This is a genomic window from Desulfuromusa kysingii (assembly GCF_900107645.1).
GTDB classification, from domain to species: Bacteria; Desulfobacterota; Desulfuromonadia; order Desulfuromonadales; family Geopsychrobacteraceae; genus Desulfuromusa; species Desulfuromusa kysingii.
In genome coordinates this window covers 227,875-248,427 of record NZ_FNQN01000007.1, presented here as the reverse complement: position 1 = coordinate 248,427, position 20,553 = coordinate 227,875, and the positions used below count along the sequence as shown (strand labels likewise).

Below are 20,553 nucleotides of genomic sequence, written 5' to 3'. Positions count from 1 at the left end.
GTTATATACGGTGAACGTGTTCATGAATTGATCTGATCTGCTCACTTCTGTTAATCTGAAAATATGAACACTCTGGAAATTTATTATGATTATGTCTGACCTTGGTGTTATTTCGGTGCCGTGCGCATTGAACAATTAGCCCAGGATTTTGATCTACAACTACGCTGGACTGTCTTTCCCCTTCATCCGGAAACACCTCTAGGAGGAAGAAAGTTGACGGATCTTTTTGCTGGACGCATGGATGTTCCCAAAGTGATGGCCGATTTGAAACAACGTGCTGAAGGGATGGGATTACCTTTTACTTCTCGAACCCATACTTACAATAGTCGACGTGCACAAGAGCTCGGTAAGTGGGCAGAAGTTCAGGGGGTTGGAGATGCTTTTCGTGAGACTGTCTATCTTGCTTACTTTGCTGAAGGGCGCAATATTGCAAACATCGATGAGTTGATGGCTATCTGTAAAACCTTAAGTCTCTCAGTGGATGACGCTATGCACATCTTAGAGAGTGGCAGTTTTTCGGCGGTTGTGGATGCCGATTGGAACCGCGCCAAAGCGTTTGGGGTCAATTCTGTCCCTACGCATATTTATGCCAACCGTATGCTTGTCGGATTTCAGGATTATACAGCCTTTCAGCGACTGATCATGGGGAGTTTTTCCTCGTAAAGATCTGATTTTTTCAACTGCAGCTACTTAAATTCTCTGTTTCAACGTATGTTTCAGCAATTTGACGAAATTCATTTTTTAGATCAATGAAAGCAGCAATCATCATTGGGTCGAAGTGTTTATTGCTTTGGGCAATGATCATTTTTTCAGCCTCATCAAAAGAGATCGGATCTTTGTAACATCTGCGGCTGATCAGCGCGTCATAAACATCAGCCAGAGCCATCATCCTGCCCTCAAGTGGAATATTTTTTCCATTCAAGCCAAGGGGATAGCCGCTACCATCCCATTTTTCATGGTGACTGTAGGTAATATTGGAGGCGATGGTAAGAAACTCATTGGTTTTATTGTAGTTATTGATAGCGTTATCAATAATGGTTCGGCCAATTTCGACATGACTCTGCATAATGGTAATTTCATTAGCGTTGAGACGACCTGGTTTTTTTAGAATTGCGTCTGGAATTCCCACCTTCCCTATATCGTGTAGAGGCGCAGCCCGGTATAGCAACTCAATAATATGAGGCGTTAGATCTTTTTGGTTGAAGTGACGATGATTTTTCAGGTAAGTGGCGAGCAGTTTGACGTATTCCTTTGTACGAATTATGTGCAGTCCTGTCTCAACGTCACGGCTTTCAGCGACCATTGTCATGCTATCGATTGTGGCTGAGTGGGCCTCGCCAAGATCTTCAAGAAAACGTTTGCGTTCAATATAGTGCAATATGGCAAAAAACAAGGAAAAGATAAAAAACATGAACAAAAACGGGGTCAAAAAGAATCCCGGTGAAATATAGATTCCGCGACGAAGAGCTATCCAGGTGACGACTATGGCTATGAGTGTTACGCCAAGGAAAACAACCCATGCGGCAAGGTATCTACGTTCAAAAACTAAATAGACAACCAACAGAGAAAGTAAAAACGACAATAAAAAAGCAATATTTTTTGCATAGTCCGGTTGGTAAAGCCCTTGGCCATTAATAATATTCTCCAGCAGCGCTGCATGCACAAAAACTCCTGGAATAATGTCTCCGGATGAAGTGACAAATTGATCATATAAGCCCGCTGCAGAAGCGCCAATCAGGACTAATTTTCCGGTGAATAGTGCGGCTGGAGCGCGACCGGAAAGGACTTGTGAAACCGGGATGCGAACAAATGATTCCTTGGGATAAAGGAGATTCAATACTTCTCCGCGTCGATTCATCGTAATGGTTTTGTCGGTAAAAGACAGCTTTAGCGGAGCCCACCAGTTGGTGGAATGCTTCAGTTTTATCTGCGGATCGACCTGAGAGAGCATTGCCAGTGCTAGGCTCGGGATTATCTGCTCTTTATAGCGGATAATGAGTGGTTGACGCCTGAAGACCCCATCACTATCGACAGAGGCATTGATGTAGCCTACCCCTTGTGCCGCTTGTTGCAGGATGGGGGTATTACATAGCAATGAACGACTTTCAGGAATTGAAATGTCAGTGGGCAGAGATATCTTTTGTGCTGGAAAACTTTGACACTCTTTGGATGCGCTGCTTTCTTGTGACGCGAAAAGTGGCAAAACTGTTGGCCCACTCTGTAAAATTTCAGCCAGTATTCGGTCATGATCTGCCAACTCAGCGGGAAATCCCTGCAACTGAACATTCAGTCCCAGCAGTTGCTTGTAGAATGAGATAATTTGCGAAGGCGATGTGCGATCTGGCTCTGGAAAGAAAATATCTAAGCCCACGGCGGCTGGTTGTTGTCTCAGTATCTCTTGCAGTGTTTTTGCCAGAATCAATCTTGGCCAGGGCCACTGGCCAAGCAGTTGCAAGCTTTCTTCATCTATTTCTACAATGACAGTTGAGCCTGAGCTGGGGGTGAGCGGGGGGGGGGAGTGGCTGGTCATAAAATCAAAGACACGGTAATCAAAAAAGGGGATGGCTCCACTGATATAAATGAGCAGGTGGAAACCTAAGACAAACAGAAACAGAATTGAAAACTTAGACAGTTTTTTCATTTAACGAATCAATATCTCTACCCTGCGATTCTTGGGTTCAGGGATACCATCTGCCGTTGGGATAAGGGGGGCTTCTTCACCGTAAGATTCAACAATGATATTGGCAATACCCAGCTTTTGCTCAACCAGCCAAGCATTAATAAAACGGGCTCGTTGTAATGACAAGTCAACATTATACTCTTTCGACCCCATTCGGTCTGAATGGCCAATAACGTTAACTTCGCAGGGAATCCGTTCTTTGACCGCTGCTTTAATCTCTGTTAAAAGCTGTTTCGATTGTGTTGTTAAGATGGTTTTGTCAGTTTCAAAATACAAAAGAAACTTAATGGGGGGCTTCGGTGTCGAATTGATTAGAGCTCCATACTCTTCTTCCATCATTTCTGGACTGATGGTTTTCGGTTTTGTCGGGATTGCTCTAGCTGATGCTAGTTCAGTGAAGGTGTTGGGTTCATTCAGGGTTAATTCACCTTGATCCGTTTTCACGATAATGGCATTTGTCGATTTACCTGAATCAAGAAGAACGATGCGACTTGTAGAGCAGCCCATCATGTTTAAGATGAGCACAAAAACGAAAACATAAAGACAGTTTTTCATAATTCCCCTCATCTGACGTCAACCAGAAACTTGGTGCCACGAATACCGATCGTCCCTTTAGGTATCTCAAAAATAAAACTTTCAGGTGAAAGTTCACCCACTTTCCCCGATTGAAAAACAGCAGCCCCTTTTTTCAGGAACAGGTGGAAGTCAAAGATTTTTTCAATTGGTTTAAATTGGAACGCTTGGATACGCAAATAACTTTTATCTTTAAGGGAGAGTACGCTGCCATCGTGAAAAATGATCCCGATACTGGCACCTGAATCAGTAATCAAGACATCACCCTCTTGGAGATTGTCACCTTGCGCGATCGGCGTAAAGTTTTCTCCTCGTTGCAGCGTGACTTTGCCTTGGACCTTTTTGACAATTGCAATGTTGTCACTAGATAACGCCGGGCCGCATAACGAGACGACTATCACAAACATCAAAATGAGATGTTTCATCGTGGTCCTCTAAGGTTAGATTTTTATGGGGTGTGACTTATGCTGCATGATTATGATTGCAAGTAACGACATTGGGTAAATCTTTAAATACTATTGAATACTATGACGAATCAACAAAATATAATCTTATTATACCAAATTATTGGTGCCTTACTTGATCCCGGGTTAATAATCGGTTCAACTGGTTGTTTCGTTTTTATTTCACAGAGACACGAGCTCATTCCAAACTTAAAAACGGCTTTGCAAAATAGTTCACAAAGCCGTTTTTACTCTAACAAGATAGACAGCTGTCAGCTAACGGGGGGCGACAGGCAATCCTGCTTTAATCCAGGCATAATAGCCACCCAGTAACGGTCGTACGTGGGTAAAGCCATTTTTCATCAATGTCAGTGCCAGACCGGCACTGGAACCTTCACTCGGTCAAGTACAGTAAGTGACTATTTCCGTAGCGGGTGGAACCTCTGCTTTGAACTTTTGTAATGCACTTTGTGAATCAATTCTTATGGCACCGGGAATTTTGTCTGCTGCTTGCTGCCATTGTCCCGGGGTTCGTGTGTCAATGATAATAACAATTTCATTGCTTGCAAGTAGTGCTTGAAACTCTGTCATGGAAATTCTTTTAACATCTCCCGGGCGTTCAGGTATCTCAATGGCGATTGCGTTGCCGAGAAGTGCAAAAGTGAAAAAAAACAATAGAAACAAGCGTATGGGAAATATTGTCCGCATTATTGTTCTCCTTTGTTGGGTTTTGGATATTGTAACATGGATGCGATTCCGAGGTGAAAGGGGCGGGGGCGTTTTATCTCCACGTGTCTCTTGGCTTTGTCGCTGGTGTCAGCGGCGAGGATTCTGAATCAAGGTGGTCGTTGTGATTCTGGTACGAAAGAGGCGAATCATTTTTTATGGCTTATGATCGATTTTTCCTATGAATATATTCGGAAAATGTGATAAGTGTCACATATCAGTATGTAACTATTTGCAATGTATTGAAACAATTCTTGTTAACTGCCTGATGTGAGGGGGGGCTTCTCTATATCTTCCTATCTATTTTTTAAAAAATAATATTTCATTAATTCTCTCGGTGTTCTCACCAATACGGACTTGGATTCCAAACCTTTATCGATTTTAGAGGATTCTTATGCGTGTGAAATTTTGTGCTAAATCATTGCTATCATTGTTGCTTTTGTTTATGTCTGTTGCGGTTGGATTCTGTGCGAGTAGTTATGATCGCGAATTGATCGTGCAGGATAAAACCCGTGCCATGCAGGTCGAATCGGTTTTTAAAGAGCTGATGGCCGCCTATGAAGATGAAGATGCGCGTAGTTTTCTTGATTACGTCTCCGATGAGCGTTTTCGGCAGGATTACATCACCTTCACCGATGCCCTCTATAGCGATTTCCGGAATTATGAAATTCATCAGGTCGATTATTGGATCGACAAAGTGGTCCCCGATAACGTCAAACAGTTTCTGTTTGTCCACTGGGAGAAACGTTATGAAAGTCTGGATGATGGTCGGCAGATAACCCAAAAAGGGGTTTCCCGGTTTCTATTTGACGAAGTGGAAGGTGATTATCTGCTGATTGAATTGGCAGGGAACCAACTCTTCGGCGCTAGCTTGCCCGAATGGGTTCAGGAAGTTTCACCAATTTCCGGTCAGGAAGTGACGGCAGTCGTTGCTGAGCCCGGAGCTGTTTGTGATGCCCAACACCTGAACTTGTGTGATGGTTCAAACTGTGCGTTCAACGGTGGTTACTGGTATGACAATAGCTGTCATCAAACCCCATACAGTCCCGCGGCAGTCTGCGATAGCCAGCATCTTGAGTTGTGTGATGGTGCCAACTGTTCGTCTAACGGTGGTTATTGGTATGACAACAGCTGTCACCAAACCCCACAGGGGCAAGCTGATTTGAGGGTACAAGTTATCGATCTTCTTGACGATCAGGTTTACTTTGTTGTTTACAATGATGGAACGGTAGCTAGTACTAGCTGCACTTTGCATGGGATAGAAGTTCCTGTAGTTGCTGTGAGTGCGCCTAGTGAAGTGACCATGGAGATTGGGCCGATTGCTGCTGGGTCCAGTTTTTCCGGAATGTTGACGGGTATCTTTCCTCCCGGAGTATTGACGATTGATTCAACCGATGTCGTTTCTGAAAGCAATGAAAGCAACAATGCGACTTCCTACAACTATTAAGGATATGGATCAATGGTTAATACAACGAAATGTTTACTGCTTATTCCTTTAATTTATACCTTTGTTCTCTCTGGTTTTTCGTTTGCTGCTGATCCTACAAGCGCTCAATCTTGGCAAGTTCGTGGTCGCTCAGAGACTATGCTGGAGTGGCAGGATGTCAGTGGCAACGCTGCGAGTACCCTGGATGAAGGGACCACCTGGCGTCAGGAATTGAGTATTGCGATACAAAAGCAGACCGAAGCAGCGCGGGTCGGTCTGGACTTGCGTGGACGTGCGACCAATAATGAGCAAGTTGACAACCGTGACGCTCGCTTGATGTATCTACATGGGTTCTATCGCACGGAGAAACTCCACCTCGAGTTGGGCGATGTCGCTGCTTCCAGTAACCCCATGGTCCTCAGTACCAGCGCCAAAGGGGCAAAGCTTGCTTATCAGATTGGCGACCGGGATAGCGGTTGGGATTTGGGGCTGATTGGCGGGTTGCAGAAAGCCTCATGGGAAGAGGTCTACGACTCCACCGCTGATGACTCGGTTGATCGGTACGTTGCGGGAATGCATAGCACCTGGAATCATGCCCCCGCACAGTCGATCGGCGCAGCGATCTCTTTCGTCAAAGATGATTCTGCCACTGCCGATCAAGGGGGCGTTCTGGCTATGGATACCGCCGAAGCAAAAACCGCCGGCGTTAATTGGAACTGGCGCTTTAACCGCTATCTGAGTATCCGGGGTGAAACCGCGTACAATCAGAGTGATCTCAACACCAGAGATAATGAGGATGATGAAGACGCCGGAGCTATCCGGGTCAAAGTTTATACTAAGCCAATCCCACGCTCACTGCGAGTCAACTTCACGTATGAACGATTCGATACCGATTTCAAACCGGTCATTGCCAGCGCTGCAGCTGACCGTGAACGATTTGAAAATGATACCGAGTGGATGATCAACCGCGAGTTCAAGGCGCGTCTTACCCTGAAACACAGTCAGGATAATCTTGATGGCGGCTTGGGTGATACTCTGTTTACCCGTGACGCTGCGCTCTATTTAACCTATCGACCCGACTGGATGAAACGTGGTGATTTCGGTTTGCGACTGCAGGGCAAACGCAATAGTGGCCGCGGTTCTGATCAAAACATGCAAGTGATGTCGATTGATTTCAATAACCGGCCCAAAAGCGGTTGGCGCTACGGCAGCAGTTACATCCTCACCCTTATCGACGATAACGCTGAGGGTGCAGAAAATCAGCAAATCAACACTGTGCGCGGAACTCTTGGCTGGAAGAAACGTCTTGCCGATGATCATCTGGTTCGCGCTACGCTCACCCTTGACGGCAACTTTATCAATAAAAACAGCGGTGACCAGGTTGGCCTCGGTGGCCGAATTGATTGTGGCTACGACGCCGGAGACCTCTGGTCGATGGATCTTTTTGCTTCAACCAAGAACAATGGCAACGATGCTGCCGCAGATACCCAATATATCAATTACCAGTTCCGGGCCGATTATCATCCTGGATCCGACCGCTCAAAATCGATCCGTCTCAGTGCTGAACGACGTGAGTATGAATCTGATGAGACGACAACAGATCAAGATTATCAAGAACATCTGGTCAAACTCGCCTATCTGTTTTCATTCTAAATAACTGGCCGCTTACACCCTGTATCAAATGTGAGCGGCTTTTTACATTTTAAAGGCCTGACTTATGAACATGCGATCTGTTGCTAAGCTCTTCCTTTGCCTCTTATGCCTATGTGCCACGGTCATTCCGGCCCAATCTGCCTATTATGATGGGTCTGACCTGGGTTATTTGGATTATGTCACCGTCAACGGTCTGGAATACGAGGAGTATGATACACGGCAGATCATCTTTACCTCAGGGGATTTGCTGGACGGTTCAGTTCTTATCGAAGGGCTCTTAGAGAGTGAGCAGAAACAGATTGCAGTCAAAGATCTGAATGTCGAAATCACCTTGGATGGAGGCACCACCTGGCAAGCGGCTGATGGTCATAGTCGTTGGAGGTATAAGTTCTACCCCGAGATTAACAAGATCTATGAATTTTCTATCCGGGTCGTGAAGGATGGACAAACAGATCTGCCTGGCGAACTATGGCGCATCGGTGAATTTGAATTACGTACTACTGCTGTCGCTGAAGCTGAAAAGCTCAGCGGTCAGGGTTCCATCGCCTTGGGTTGGCTTGGCTCTTATCTGCCGGAGCGTTTGCTCGATCCAGAGTCCAAGGAACTTCTGGTCAGTTTTAATGACTTGCAGACACAAGCAGGGGAGATTGTCAGCGGAACCGTTGTGGTGGCGACGAAAACAACCCTCACTCTGCCCGGTGCCGTATTGCAGCTTGATCGGATGACTTTTTCCCCTACTGGAACATCACTCCAAGGCTCTCTGGAGCTTGATATCCAGGGGATGAGTTTCCCCAATTTACCCCTTGACGCGATCAACCTGACTCTGGCTGGTCTCGCCGGTGATATCTCCATCGCCAACGCCAGCAAACCATTCAGTTTCGATCTGATAGAAGGGACATACGCCGTCACTCTGGTTCTTGATGCCCTGACACTTCAGGTTGACACTAACAAGGATGTGCCGTTCTCCTTCTCAGCTCTTGGTGGAGCATTGCAGCTTGGATCGGGGTATGGCAATCTGGAGGTTCCAAACCTCAGCATGCTGGCAGATCAATCCATTGGCTGGGGACAGGCGGCAGTGGCCGAAGGTGCTGAGGCCGTCGCTTCGCAGTTAACAATTCCCGGCACGGCTTTTAAACTTATCGATATTGGTGGTGCCATCAATCTGGCGAAAAAAAGCGTCTCACTCAGCGGCAAGCTTCAATTTCCAGATTCGATAGGTGGAGGTTTTGTCAGTCTGCCCGCGGAGACCCCGCTGATTCTTTCCCGCAAGGGGGTTTCCACCGGCGGAACGCTTGAATTCGCTGCGGGCACTCTGCCATCTCTTAACCTGTCTGGATTCCCGACCAACCTGTCTGCATTATCGTTGACTATTGCCGATAATCTTCCGTCAGGGAGCTTGACGGGCCAGATAACCCTGAGCAATTTTGCCAGTCTGCCGTTGGATATTGCTGCGGATATCAATAAAGACGGATTGAATTCCCTCCGCATGGCGGTGGAAAAGGCAACCAACAATTACACCATCACCGATTTTGCCACCTTGAGTTTGACCCGGATTGGTCTGGAATACGCTGCGGGGGATTTCTCTGTGGATCTGGACGGTTCTATCACTCCTGCTGGAGATCTTATCTCGTCTATAGAGGGGATCGGAGAATCTTTGGTCTTTACTGGTTTGAACATCGCCAGTGACGCAATTACTTTGGCTGATAATCTGGCGGGTTGGCATGACTTGAGTGGTGCGTCAGTGCAAATTGAAGATGCCGTCCTGGCGCTGAGTGAATATGGCATCGGAGTCGAAAATAATAAATTCTGGGTGGGACTGAAGGGGAGTGGTTCCCTGGCTGGAGCGGAGGTCAACGCCACGGCACGGATTTTCCACGATGGCACCACTGAGGTGACCGGGTTGCAACTGCAACGTTTGCAGCTTGCCTATGGTGATTTTCTCCTCAAGCTGGATCGTAGCGCAGTTGACGCCAACGGTCTTGTCAATGATGCAACCCAGGGGGTGATTGCAGGGTTACCACAGATTGCCATAGATAAATTCCCCGCCCTCTTTAATGAAAATAACGAACTGCTGGTGCAGCTTAACGGCTTCAATGTCGATCTGGCCAACAATAAAGTGACCTTGGGTTCGGTGACTATAAATCCATCTACAGCGCTGACCTTTGATCTTGGTCCGGTTGCCATGCAACTGACGGGGATGACTTTTTCCAGCACTGGTGCCGAAATCGCGGGTTCAGTGTCCTTGGCAGGCTTTGATCTGCCGGCAACGGATATTCCGTTTACCGGTTTAAATTTCAGCCGTAGCGGTTTTGCCGGGGACGTTGATCTTGTCGGACTCGCCGGGGTGCGGACGATTGATATTCTAGACGGCGATTACGGATTCAGTCTTGCCTTATCTGCATTGAAGGTGGCTGTCGACACGCAACTTCCCGTGGCGCAGATGGTTCAACTCACCGGATTTTCGGGATCGTTGCAATTCGGTCCCGGTTATGGGGATATCGCCGTGCCAAATCTGCAGTTGTTGGCCGATCATACCATCAGTTGGGGACAAACGGCGGTGGCTGAAGGGGAAGAGGTTGTTGCAACGGCGCTGTTGACGATCCCCGGCACCGATTTCAAATTGGCAAATATTGGTGGAGCGATCAATCTCGCAGCCAAAAGTGTATCCCTTCATGGCCAGTTCCAGTTTCCCGATTCATTAGGCGGCGGTTCCGTCAGCTTGCCAGCGGTCACTCCATTGGTGCTGTCGAAAAAAGGGATCTCTACCGCAGGGACATTGGAATTCGCTGCGGGGACGCTTCCGTCTCTTGATCTCTCCGGCTTTCCGACCACCCTGTCGACATTGTCATTGGCGATTGCCGACAATATTCCTTCCGGTAGCTTGAGCGGGCAAGTCACCTTAAATAGTTTTGCCGATCTGCCGTTGGATATTGCTGCTGATATTAATAAGGATGGGCTGAACAGATTCCGCATGGCGGTGGAGAAGGAGAGCTATAGTTTCCCCCTTGCTGAATTTGCGACTCTCACTCTGACAAAACTGGCGTTGGAATATGACAAGGGAGATTTCTCTGTTGTTCTGGATGGTTCAATCACCCCAACAAATAGCTTAGTCTCATCTGTCACAGGGATTGACGATGCTTTGGTTTTTTCAGGGTTGACGATTTCTCCAGATGCCATCACTTTGGCCAGTGACCTCGAAGGCTGGCACGAACTTACTGGCGCCGCGGCGCAAATCGAAGGGGCCTTTCTTACCCTCAACCAATACGGTATTGGGGTAGAAAACAATCTGTTTTGGGTTGGTCTGAAGGGGCAAGCCAGTCTCGGTGGCAGTACCGCGACGGCAACAGCCCGTATTTTTCATGATGGGACAACCCGTATCGATGGGATCGACCTGAACAACATCTACTTTGCTCTCGGTGATTTTTTCCTCAAGGTGGCAGGTGATCATATTGATGAAGCAGGTGCGATTGCCAATAACACCCAAGGGTATATTGGTGGGCTGCCTCAGGCGTTGATCGATGCTCTGCCCGCCGGGGTTTTGAATGATGCTCAGGAACTTGTTGTCCAACTCAATAATTTTCAGGTTGATCTGGCGAATCGTTCGGTATCCCTAGGTTCTGTTGGCTATATCCCGGCAGCCCCTTTCAATGTCACGCTGGGGCCGGTTACCCTGTCCTTTGCCGGGATCACTTTTACCACCTCCAGCGCCTCTATCGACGGGGCGATTAATCTTTCCGGGCTCGGTTTGCCTGTGGAAGAGATCCCCTTTACCGATCTGTATTTAGGCGCTGGCGCCATTGCCGGTGATATTGATCTCATCGGTGGCGGAGGAACGCGTTCCATCACCATTGTTGATGGTGAATTTGGTTTCCAACTGAATCTTGATACGCTGTCGGTGAATGTTGATACGCGTAAGAGCCTTGCCACAATGGTTAGTCTTAAAACCTTTGGTGGTGGCGTTGAGTTTGGTTCTGGGTTTAATGGTCTGGAAATTTCCGATTTGGAATTGCTGAGTGATAATATTATTTCGTGGGGGAAAAATACTATCGCCGCCGCACCCGTCTCTCTTGCTCGGTTGAATTTACCTGGTGGTTTTGCCATTGGCGATCTTGGTGGCGCCATTGATTTAGCTGCAAAATCCTTGTCTATCTCTGGGACCATTTATCTGCCAGCAGCAATGAACAATGCCAGTATCACTATTCCGGCAGATCAACCTGTGACTCTATCCGCCTCCAACGGATTATCGACGGATGGTCCCCTTGTCTTTGACCCTGGTACCTTGCCGGCGATGTCACTGGCTGATATCGATACGAGCCTGACCAGTCTGTCCCTTGGGATTGACAATAATGTGATTTCAGGGAGTCTGGCTGGAAATCTCGATTTCACCCAATTTGGGAACCTGAAAGTTGCGGTTACAGCTGCATTTGATAGTAAGGATGGATTGCAGCAAGTAAAAATTGACTCTGGCAATTTGAATAAATCTTTTAATCTTGACGGTTTTGCCAGCCTTACTCTGAAAGAGGTTAAGGGGGGATACAAGAACGATAATTTCTATGTCGAACTTGCGGGAATGATCACCCCAACCCATAGTCTTTTTTCCGAATATCAAAGGCCTGTGGAGTTTTCAGGGTTACGGGTCTACAAGGCTGCGATTGAATTTACTGGTGACCTTGGCGGTTGGCAGACCCTTTCTGCTACGACCATAAATATTAATGCGGCTTCAGTCAGTCTGGAAAAGTATGGTCTGGGAATCAGCAATGGTTTGCTCTGGTTTGGTTTACAGGGGCAAGCTGAATACATGGGAGGTGAAGCAAGTATCACCGCCAAAATATTCCACGATAAAACCTTTGAAATATCTGACTTTGGTTTTGATGGTCTGTATCTTGCCCTCGGTGATTTCAGCCTGCGGACCAGCGCTAAAATGGAGGATGGTTTAATCAGTGGGGCTGGCTCTATTAATGCTGGATTTTTAACCGAGTATTTGCCTGCAGAGCTCAAAGATCCGTTGACTGGTGAAGTCAATGTCAGTTTTGAAAATCTGGCGATCGACCTCGAAAACAAAAAAGTGACCAGTGGTACGGTGGTTTTAAATTTCAAGAAAGCACTCACCCCAGACCTTGGTGTTTTTTCCGCTGAAATTCGTTCAGTGAGTTTTGGTTCTAATGGTGCCTCTGTCGATGGTGATTTCAATCTGGATTCACTGGCTGGAATTGATATTCCTAATGCCCCGAAAAATTTAAGCTTTGCCGATATTGAACTGTCGCCACGTGGCTTTGCCGGTTCGGTAACCTATAATGCTGGGAGCAACCCGGTCGTTCTGCCAGTTCTCACGGGTGACTATGGAATAACTCTGCGCCTTAGCGAACTGACCGTTGCGGTGGATACTAGTGCTGCAGAAATAGTGGATATGCTGAGGCTTACCGATCTTGATGGCAGTATCAAATTGGGTTCTGGTTATGAGATGGCAGAGGACTTTACCCAACTGACGATGTTGGCAGATCGGGGGATTACTTGGGGAATGCAGCCGAATAGCGATTTGGCTGATATGGGCAAAGAGGCCGCTGAACAGGCAGCAAAAGAAGCTGCTGAGAGCTTATCTGGACTCGATTTTAAAATTCCTGGTACCGAATTTCATGTCAACAATATCAACGGGCGTCTCTATCTCAATGACAAAAAACTCAAGGTTTGGGGCCGGGTGAAATTGCCTGCAAATCTGGGGGGCGGATCCATCGGTTTATCCGAGGTCAGTGCCCTGGTAGTTTCTTCCAGTGGAGTTTCAACCACGGGTGAGGTTGATATTGATCCCGGTAGTATTGGCAAGTTTGGACTGGCTGGATTCGCGGCAGATGTTCAGTCCTTTTCTTTTGGCGTCAGCAGTAACTCAATTTCAGGTTCGCTGGCTGCAACCATCAAGCTGGTTCAATTTGATAATATCCCGATTGATGTGACTGCAAGTCTGAGTAATCTCGGGTTAGAAGAGTTGACGATTGTCACAGAGTTACCAGAGAGCCCCTTCAGCCTTGCTGGGTTTGCCGATCTCACCTTAAAGAAGCTTGGTGGTAGCTACGTAGACGGGGAAATAAACGTTATTATCGATGGTGATCTTGCCCTTGATCCGACTGTTGCTGATGTCGCAAAAACCTTTAATTTCAGCGACCTGTCGATCTCTAAAAACTCCATCAGTATGCCGAGTATCGATGACCCGGTGATGTTTGCCGCTGATCTGCCAGCGTTCTCGGTAGGAGAGGGGCTGGCACAACTCGCTCTGAGCGAATTCGGTTTCACGGTCAAAGATAACCTTATGTGGATTATCCTTAACGGTAACGCCACCATTCTCAGTCAGACCGTCGAGGGGAGTATCCTTATTTCCCACAAGGGCGATATCGATTTAGGGACCCTGCGGGCTGATGATATTGTTGTCAACTTCGGTGATTACAGGTTGACGGGGGCCCTTGCTCTGGTGGACGGGGAGTGGAGTGGTGAGGCGAGTCTCTATCTGGGAGCTTTGCATAGCTCTCTTGATCCAAGCAGCTTGAATGCTTTTGGCGAATTGCCGGTCTCGGTGTCAAACCTTGACATCGATATGGACAGCAAAACCCTCAACAGTGGCACTATCAGTTTTGATCCCGAAGGAAGTTTCACGATCAGTAATGACTTTTTCAACGCCTCGTTGCCAAGTGTTTCCGTTGGTGTCAGAGGAGGCAGCGTTTTTGGTGAGATTGGCGCCGGAGCCTCCATCAGCTTTGATCAGGGAATTCTTGCCGGTTACACCGAAGGTTTAAGTTTTAGCGATTTCGGTTTGGCGAACAACGGTTTGCAGGTGACCGTGACCTGGGCTGACACTGTGGGGAAAAGCATGACCGTTGTTCCCCATACAACCTATGGGATTGATGCCCATTTAAAAGAAATTAAGGTTGCTTTTGATTCCAGTAAGGGCGACGTAACTGAGATGTTTGAGTTGAAGAAAATTGATGGCAACCTTAGTTTTGGGGATGGCTACAGTATGGCCAGTGTTGCAAATGGTGTGACTAATCTCACCCCTGCCATTGTTTTTGACAATGTCGAAAATACCTATGGTTTTAATGCTGTCGGACTCGCCTTCAATTTACCCGGAACCGATTTGCAGGTTAGAGATTTTAGTGGAGATATTGGTTTTGATGATCAGAGCTTAACCCTCGCAGGGACTTTGACTATTCCTTATGCTGAAGGTAAGCAGATTGATATTTCTATCAATGAGTGGACTATTTCTGACACCGGTTTTAAAGGAGAAGTCTCAGCCAATAATGTTGACCTCGCAGATATTGGTTTTGATGCAATGCTGACCGAGGCGAATCTAGCGTTTGATAAGTTTTCTATCGCAAGCGCCAGTCTAGGTATGGAGTTGACCCTCGAAGAATTTTTTGCAATGAAAATAGCGGCAAAACTTGCACTTGCAAACAATGGGGTTAGTGCTTGGTCAATAGGGGGGAGTTCAGCGAAAAGCTTTACCCATGAGGCCCCTTTTGCAACAGTCACTGTCTCGGGATTAAACGCTGGCTATCACTCAGCGGGTGACAACCCAGGGTTGTATTTTGGCCTTGATAGTAGTTTTGCTATCAAGGGGGCGACCCTTCTTTCGGGCTTGCCCAGTCCCATCATCCTTTCCGGTATCGAGGTTTCAGACAGTGGTATCACCATTGATGGTGTTGTCATTGAAACAGGATTCAATGGTGCCTCAGCTACGCTGGCTGGTGCTAAAGTCGATTTAACCACGTTTGCTCTGGGTTACGATGACCACTTCTTCTTTGATATCGCTGGAGGAATTTCTGCGGGTCCGATTGCCGCTGATGTTGTCCTGACGCTCCATCAAAATGCGACCATTGACCTTGAAAAGATTGTCACCGAGTACCACGAAGGCTCGCTCTATTTTAAGGTCGAGCTTGGACTCTCTGAGAGTGAGTTTAGTGGCGCTGTTATTGTTGATGTTGCCAATACGATCTCTATGGATGGCCAATTTATTCTCGGGTCAACCGATACCTATACCTATTGGGGGGCATCATTGGCCGCTGGTGGGTCTGGTGGTGTTCCACTGGGCGCTATTCCCCTGTCGCTTTATAAAGTTGGTGGTGGCTGTGCCTATCATATGACTGTTAATGCTGAAACCGGTGCGTTAACGAAAGATGGAAATAACCCCTTTGTTCTTATGGCTAAGGTGGGTATTGGCACCTCTGATTTTTCCACTTGGTATGGTGATTTCACCCTTTATATTGAGGATTCAAAGCTGACTCTCCATGGTGATTCTTGGTTTTTGACCGAAAGCCACACTGGAGACGCTGATCTAGAAGCAACGATCACTCTTGGTTCCAGTCCGCCATTATTCCACGTTGAGGCAGAAGCAAAGCTATCTAAAAAGCTTGGAAGTTTGACCATGCTCGGTGTCGATGGCACGGTTGACCTGCTGTTTGCCGATGGTGATTGGCATATCTGGTTTGGTTCCCAGGATCAGCGCCTTAATGTCACTGCGTTAGAATATATTACGGGTTCAGGTTATATCCAGCTTAGTTCTGATGGCTTGGCGCTGGGGGTTAAGCAAACCTTTGATTTAGGCGGCGAATGGTGGATCTTTTATGGCAGGATTTATGGGGGTGCAGAAGTAGCGGTTGAGGGTGGCTTTGCACCTTTTTATATCGATGCCAGTGGCAGGGTCTGGATTGGACTTGAAGCCGGGGTCAGAGTTGGTGGTGAAAATTATGAAATTATGGCTGCATACGCCGAACTTGATGCCCATTTCAGAGCACCAAACCCAACCTATGTGATGATGCATGGAGAAGTCAGTTATTCCTTCCTTATGGGCGTAATAAGTGGAAGCTGGGAGATGGATTTCGTCATTCCAGAGGGGACTGAAGGGGCAACCATGGAGGCGAATATTGCTGATCTCCCTTTGCTTGCCATGACTCGGCCCCAAAACAATGCAACCAAGGTTAGACTGGTTAATGAACTCGAAATAAGCACCACGATTCCGCTGATGCACCCTTTTGTGTATGACGATGATAATTGGTATGTGTTGACAGTAAAACATCCTGAAAGAGATGGGGATATCGTCAATTTTACCGAGATTGAGGACGGCAATAAGGGCCTTCTACTTGATGGTTATTCTGGAGCAATGCGTGGTGGTTTGCTCGGGTTGAAAAAAATGGTTTATAGCCCGCTTGCACCTCTATCGAAAGGTCAAGAACACAGCATAAGTACAGTGTTGCAGTTACGCACATTTAATCCGACAACCTCTGGTTCCACCATCACTTATGGTGCTGATAGAAATTGGGGCTCTCTGGTGAAAGAAGAGGTTGTGACGGTTTCATTCACAACCACAGACGAACCCACCAATTTTCGCGAGATGGTTTTGGGGGTTTACCCCTCAGTGTCAACCGCTCCTGTCTATGCTGATACCAATGTATATTTGGAGATGAAAAATGCTTTAGCTGCAGAGGCTCTCAGAGATGGGCAAGAAAGAAACAAAATTAAAATAAATGTCTTAGACCCCAGTGGTACGCCAGTGTCGGGAGCTTGGGATTTCGGTGGTGCTGTGACCGATGATCAGGGTGGTAGTCAACGGTCGATCTTTGTCTTTAAGTCGACGGAACCACTGTACATAATGAAATCTTATACAAATGCAGAAGGGGTTACCAAGTATTCCAAGCAATTGCCAAATGGAGTATGGCCTTATCCGTTTATCACAGAACCAGAGACGAATGAGGGGGATACGAGCCAAACTCAAGCAGGAAGCACTACGCAAGGAAAACAACTTGAACGTTATGTCGCACAAATTGAAAAAGGTACAAATCAAAAACAAAGAGGTCAAACGAGTAAGAGACGTAACCGAGCTGGAAGTGGCGCAGATGAAGCCGATGTTGATGAGAACTCAGCAGAAGGTGGCGTAACGGTCGTTGGCGGTGGTGTGATGCAGGTTGCGGCTGGCCCTACATACATTGGAAATGGCATAGGAGGCGCCGCCAATGAGTATGTTCTTGCCAACGATAGAGTTGGTGCCGTCGTTGCTAGCGATGGTTATCAAAATAAATATACAGTCGAAATATTGGACGAGGGCAACCAAAAAATATATGGAGCAAATTTCTATTTAACTCTTCCCGAAAATGGTGAGGAGCCATCGGCCATGTATTCAGGCTCTAAAGATGTTATTGCTGATGGAGGCCTAGAAAATCTCAACTATTTTGTTAAGTATTCCCTTGATCAGGCCGGTTATCAAGAGGCCCTTGCTGCAGGCCCTTATGCTGCTAAGCGAGAAGAGTTGCGGGCATTATGGGAGCGATACATCAATGGAGAATTCAGTAGCGTTGGATCTTTGTGTCAACCGCCTGAAATGGTCTCTTTGACTAATTTAAGAAATGCCTTTGATAATAATGAACAAAATGTACAAAATGATCTCGAGCAGTGTGCGCCTGCAGCAAGTGTTATTGAAGAGATAGAGGGAAGAGTTAATCTGGCAAAAGAAGAATTAGCGCTTACTTTTAGCACGGTAAATTTTCAAACTCTCGAACTAAGATTTACAACCAAGGCACCGATTAACTGGAATGAAATCGAACTCGAAATTGAATTTGACCCAGCAGTTGATGAAGGAAGTTATTCTATTACTTTCAGAAAAGGTCAATATATCGTGAGAAGCAAGAGTGATAGTATCAACCATCGTATCGAAATGAAGTTTACAAGCGACTATGAAAGACAGCTAATGGAAAGACTGTTATTTCGAATTTCTAACTCTACTTATGGATATCATGTTGTGGATTATTTTGGTGGTGTCAAAGTGTTTACCCGAGATTTTACCGAGTCTCTTATCGGGGCCGACTATAACTATGCACAGGATGAGGCGATTGGTAACACGACCCAGTATCAAGGGAATAATTTTTCCCAATTTCAAATATTGGAGCTAGAGACAAGCCGCGGAACGACCGACTTTACGAGTTTATCATTTTAATATAGTGGTCATTCAGTTTTGAAAAGTCATGTGTATTTCATATAAATGAAACAGGAATCGCTTCTTATGAAGAAGAAGCTTGGAGAAAGCTAGTATGAAAAAAATTGGGTTTATTATATTTCTCAGCATATTCCTTTTTGCCAGTTCTGCGAGTTGTGAGGTTGAAATAGCTCTTAAAGCGAAGTTCGATGGTAGCGTTGTTAAGCTTCGTTGGTATCCTATGGATAAAAACTTAAACTATGAATATAAACTTTACCGCTCTGAAGGAGATAAGACAAAAACTGAACCCGTATTATTGCGTTCCTTAAAGATGGCCTCCTACCAAGAGGCTAAGGAGAAGGTCAGTGATGATGGCTCTTATGCTTTGAAACTCCTCTATCCATTTGAAACTGCGAAAAATGGTCAAGAAAAAAATGCCTACCTCACTCAGATGGAGAATCGACTTAATATGGTTGTCTTTATCTCTATGCAAAAGCCGGAGATAGCTGAACTCATAGGGCAATACTATCTGGATGAGCAGATAGAAAAGGACAAGGTTTATTTCTATACGATAAAGACCTATTCACAAGGCCAGGAAATCTCATCGAGAGAGATCAGAGTTTCTACCAAAAATCCGTATATCCCCACTGGTGTTTGGGGGGTGCAGGCGAATAAGTTTCCATGGGGGGTCGGATTAAAGTGGGAGGGTTACGCTGGATTCTTGGGTTTTAATGTTTTTCGTTCTGAACATTTAAACGGTGAATATAAAAAAATCAATCGCTCTCCGGTACAAGTCCAGGAAGCAGCCAACCCTGATGGAACTGTTGATGTTGCCCCCTATTTTTACACCGATAAAACGGTCAGGGAAGGGGAGATCTACTATTACAAAATTCAGGCATTAGATCTGTTCGGTGACCTTGGCCCTTATTCCGAGGTGGCCATTGGGCAGGTCAAGATAGACCATAAGCCAGCGCCGCCATCACGGCCAGAGCTTGAGATTAGTGAAGATAGCATTAGCTTGTCATGGAACAAGAATGATGGAAAAACCGTGGGCTATAATGTCTATCGGGCTCCCAATTCAGATGGCCCCTATACGCGACTAAATAAAACCATGGTGAATGATACTAGCTATCGAGACGACACCGTAACAGTCGACCACAATTATTTTTACGTGATCACCGCTATTAATGCTGGTGGCTATGAGTCGTTGCGTTCTCTGGCTGTTTTAGGTGTACCTGTGGATGTCACTCCACCACCAATTGTCCAAGAGTTGACGTTTGCTTTAGATCAAGCAACGGTGAATACGACTTGGTCTGAGGTTGTCGCCGATGATTTACTGGGGTACCGCGTCTATCGCACCATGGATCTGACAAATATTGATTGGCAACTGCTGACTCAGGACCCTGTTCCGAAACCAATGTACGCTGATGTGCTGACGAAGAATTTGTCACGTTATCCCTATTATTATCGGATCACCTCGGTTGATACCCACTTTAACGAATCGGCTCCATCCCCTCAGGTGAAGGTGCAACTGCCTGATGTGACGCCACCACGACCTCCATCCATCACCGGATCTTCGGTGCGTGAGGGGCAGGTGGCATTAACCTGGTCACAGGTGCATACCTATGACTTGGCAGGCTTTAATGTCTATCGTGAGGTTGCCGGGCAGCGGGCTAAGATTAATGAAAACAGCTTTGTTCACACCTCTTATGTTGATGCTCAACCGCCTGTGGCTGTTCCTGTTATTTATACCGTTGTTGCTGTTGATGAAAGCGGCAACGAGTCAGACCCTTCCTCCTCCGTGAATCTCAGTGTTCGCGATCACATCAAACCGCAAATTTCGTCGTTCAAAGCCGCGGTGGTCAATGGTGAGGTTATTCTTACCGTGCATTCTAAGGCGACCGATCTCGCCGGATTTGATGTCTTGCGTAGTCATAACAAGCGCGACTTTTTGAAAATCAGCCATGCGCGGATTATGGCAGATAAATTTGTTGATGCGCGGGTCAAGAAGGGGAAGCGATATTTCTACAAAGTTATCTTGTGGGACGAAGCTGCAAATTCCACTGAAAGTACTGTCCGTGTGGTCAGGGTGGCGAAATAGATC

At 46.6% G+C, this 20,553-nt stretch carries 8 protein-coding genes and 1 pseudogene; 5 read left to right on the top strand and 4 right to left on the bottom strand.

Features of this window, described 5'->3' with window-relative positions:
- Positions 1 to 111: 111 nt before the first annotated feature.
- Positions 112 to 663, top strand: a pseudogene (locus tag BLU87_RS12595) (DsbA family oxidoreductase); the annotation flags it as partial.
- 13 nt (positions 664 to 676) lie between these two features.
- On the opposite strand, the gene BLU87_RS12590 reads toward BLU87_RS12595, so the two are convergent.
- The 4 genes from BLU87_RS12590 to BLU87_RS12575 all read right to left on the bottom strand — a co-directional run bounded on the left by BLU87_RS12590 (position 677) and on the right by BLU87_RS12575 (position 4,404).
- Positions 677 to 2,641, bottom strand: coding sequence for a CHASE2 domain-containing protein (locus BLU87_RS12590; protein ID WP_092349094.1), 1,965 nt, complete (start codon positions 2,639 to 2,641; stop codon positions 677 to 679).
- Positions 2,642 to 3,235, bottom strand: a complete 594-nt coding sequence (locus tag BLU87_RS12585; protein ID WP_175498381.1) for an OmpA family protein — start codon at positions 3,233 to 3,235, stop codon at positions 2,642 to 2,644.
- 8 nt (positions 3,236 to 3,243) lie between these two features.
- Complete coding sequence (locus BLU87_RS12580) at positions 3,244 to 3,678, bottom strand: FecR family protein (protein WP_217637511.1); 435 nt, start codon at positions 3,676 to 3,678, stop codon at positions 3,244 to 3,246.
- 420 nt (positions 3,679 to 4,098) lie between these two features.
- Entirely contained in the window at positions 4,099 to 4,404 is a 306-nt protein-coding gene (locus BLU87_RS12575) for a rhodanese-like domain-containing protein (RefSeq protein ID WP_092349089.1), read from the bottom strand.
- A gap of 412 nt (positions 4,405 to 4,816) precedes the next feature.
- Between BLU87_RS12575 and BLU87_RS12570 the strand changes: the two genes are divergently transcribed.
- The 4 genes from BLU87_RS12570 to BLU87_RS12555 all read left to right on the top strand — a co-directional run bounded on the left by BLU87_RS12570 (position 4,817) and on the right by BLU87_RS12555 (position 20,550).
- Entirely contained in the window at positions 4,817 to 5,869 is a 1,053-nt protein-coding gene (locus tag BLU87_RS12570; protein ID WP_092349086.1) for a hypothetical protein, read from the top strand.
- Positions 5,870 to 5,881: 12 nt separating this feature from the next.
- Entirely contained in the window at positions 5,882 to 7,501 is a 1,620-nt protein-coding gene (locus BLU87_RS12565; protein WP_092349083.1) for a GNAT family protein, read from the top strand.
- A gap of 64 nt (positions 7,502 to 7,565) precedes the next feature.
- Positions 7,566 to 18,470, top strand: a complete 10,905-nt coding sequence (locus BLU87_RS12560) for a translocation/assembly module TamB domain-containing protein (protein WP_092349080.1) — start codon at positions 7,566 to 7,568, stop codon at positions 18,468 to 18,470.
- 94 nt (positions 18,471 to 18,564) lie between these two features.
- Positions 18,565 to 20,550 carry a fibronectin type III domain-containing protein gene (locus BLU87_RS12555; protein WP_092349077.1) on the top strand — a complete coding sequence of 662 codons (1,986 nt, stop codon included), beginning with the start codon at positions 18,565 to 18,567 and terminating at the stop codon, positions 20,548 to 20,550.
- Positions 20,551 to 20,553 lie beyond the last annotated feature (3 nt).

What these genes read in the sequence shown, in the direction of transcription:
- BLU87_RS12590 (WP_092349094.1), bottom strand. Translation starts at nt 2,641, where the DNA reads ATGAAAAAACTGTCTAAGTTTTCAATTCTGTTTCTGTTTGTCTTAGGT.
- BLU87_RS12585 (WP_175498381.1), bottom strand. Translation starts at nt 3,235, where the DNA reads ATGAAAAACTGTCTTTATGTTTTCGTTTTTGTGCTCATCTTAAACATG.
- BLU87_RS12580 (WP_217637511.1), bottom strand. Translation starts at nt 3,678, where the DNA reads ATGAAACATCTCATTTTGATGTTTGTGATAGTCGTCTCGTTATGCGGC.
- BLU87_RS12575 (WP_092349089.1), bottom strand. Translation starts at nt 4,404, where the DNA reads ATGCGGACAATATTTCCCATACGCTTGTTTCTATTGTTTTTTTTCACT.
- BLU87_RS12570 (WP_092349086.1), top strand. Translation starts at nt 4,817, where the DNA reads ATGCGTGTGAAATTTTGTGCTAAATCATTGCTATCATTGTTGCTTTTG.
- BLU87_RS12565 (WP_092349083.1), top strand. Translation starts at nt 5,882, where the DNA reads ATGGTTAATACAACGAAATGTTTACTGCTTATTCCTTTAATTTATACC.
- BLU87_RS12560 (WP_092349080.1), top strand. Translation starts at nt 7,566, where the DNA reads ATGAACATGCGATCTGTTGCTAAGCTCTTCCTTTGCCTCTTATGCCTA.
- BLU87_RS12555 (WP_092349077.1), top strand. Translation starts at nt 18,565, where the DNA reads ATGAAAAAAATTGGGTTTATTATATTTCTCAGCATATTCCTTTTTGCC.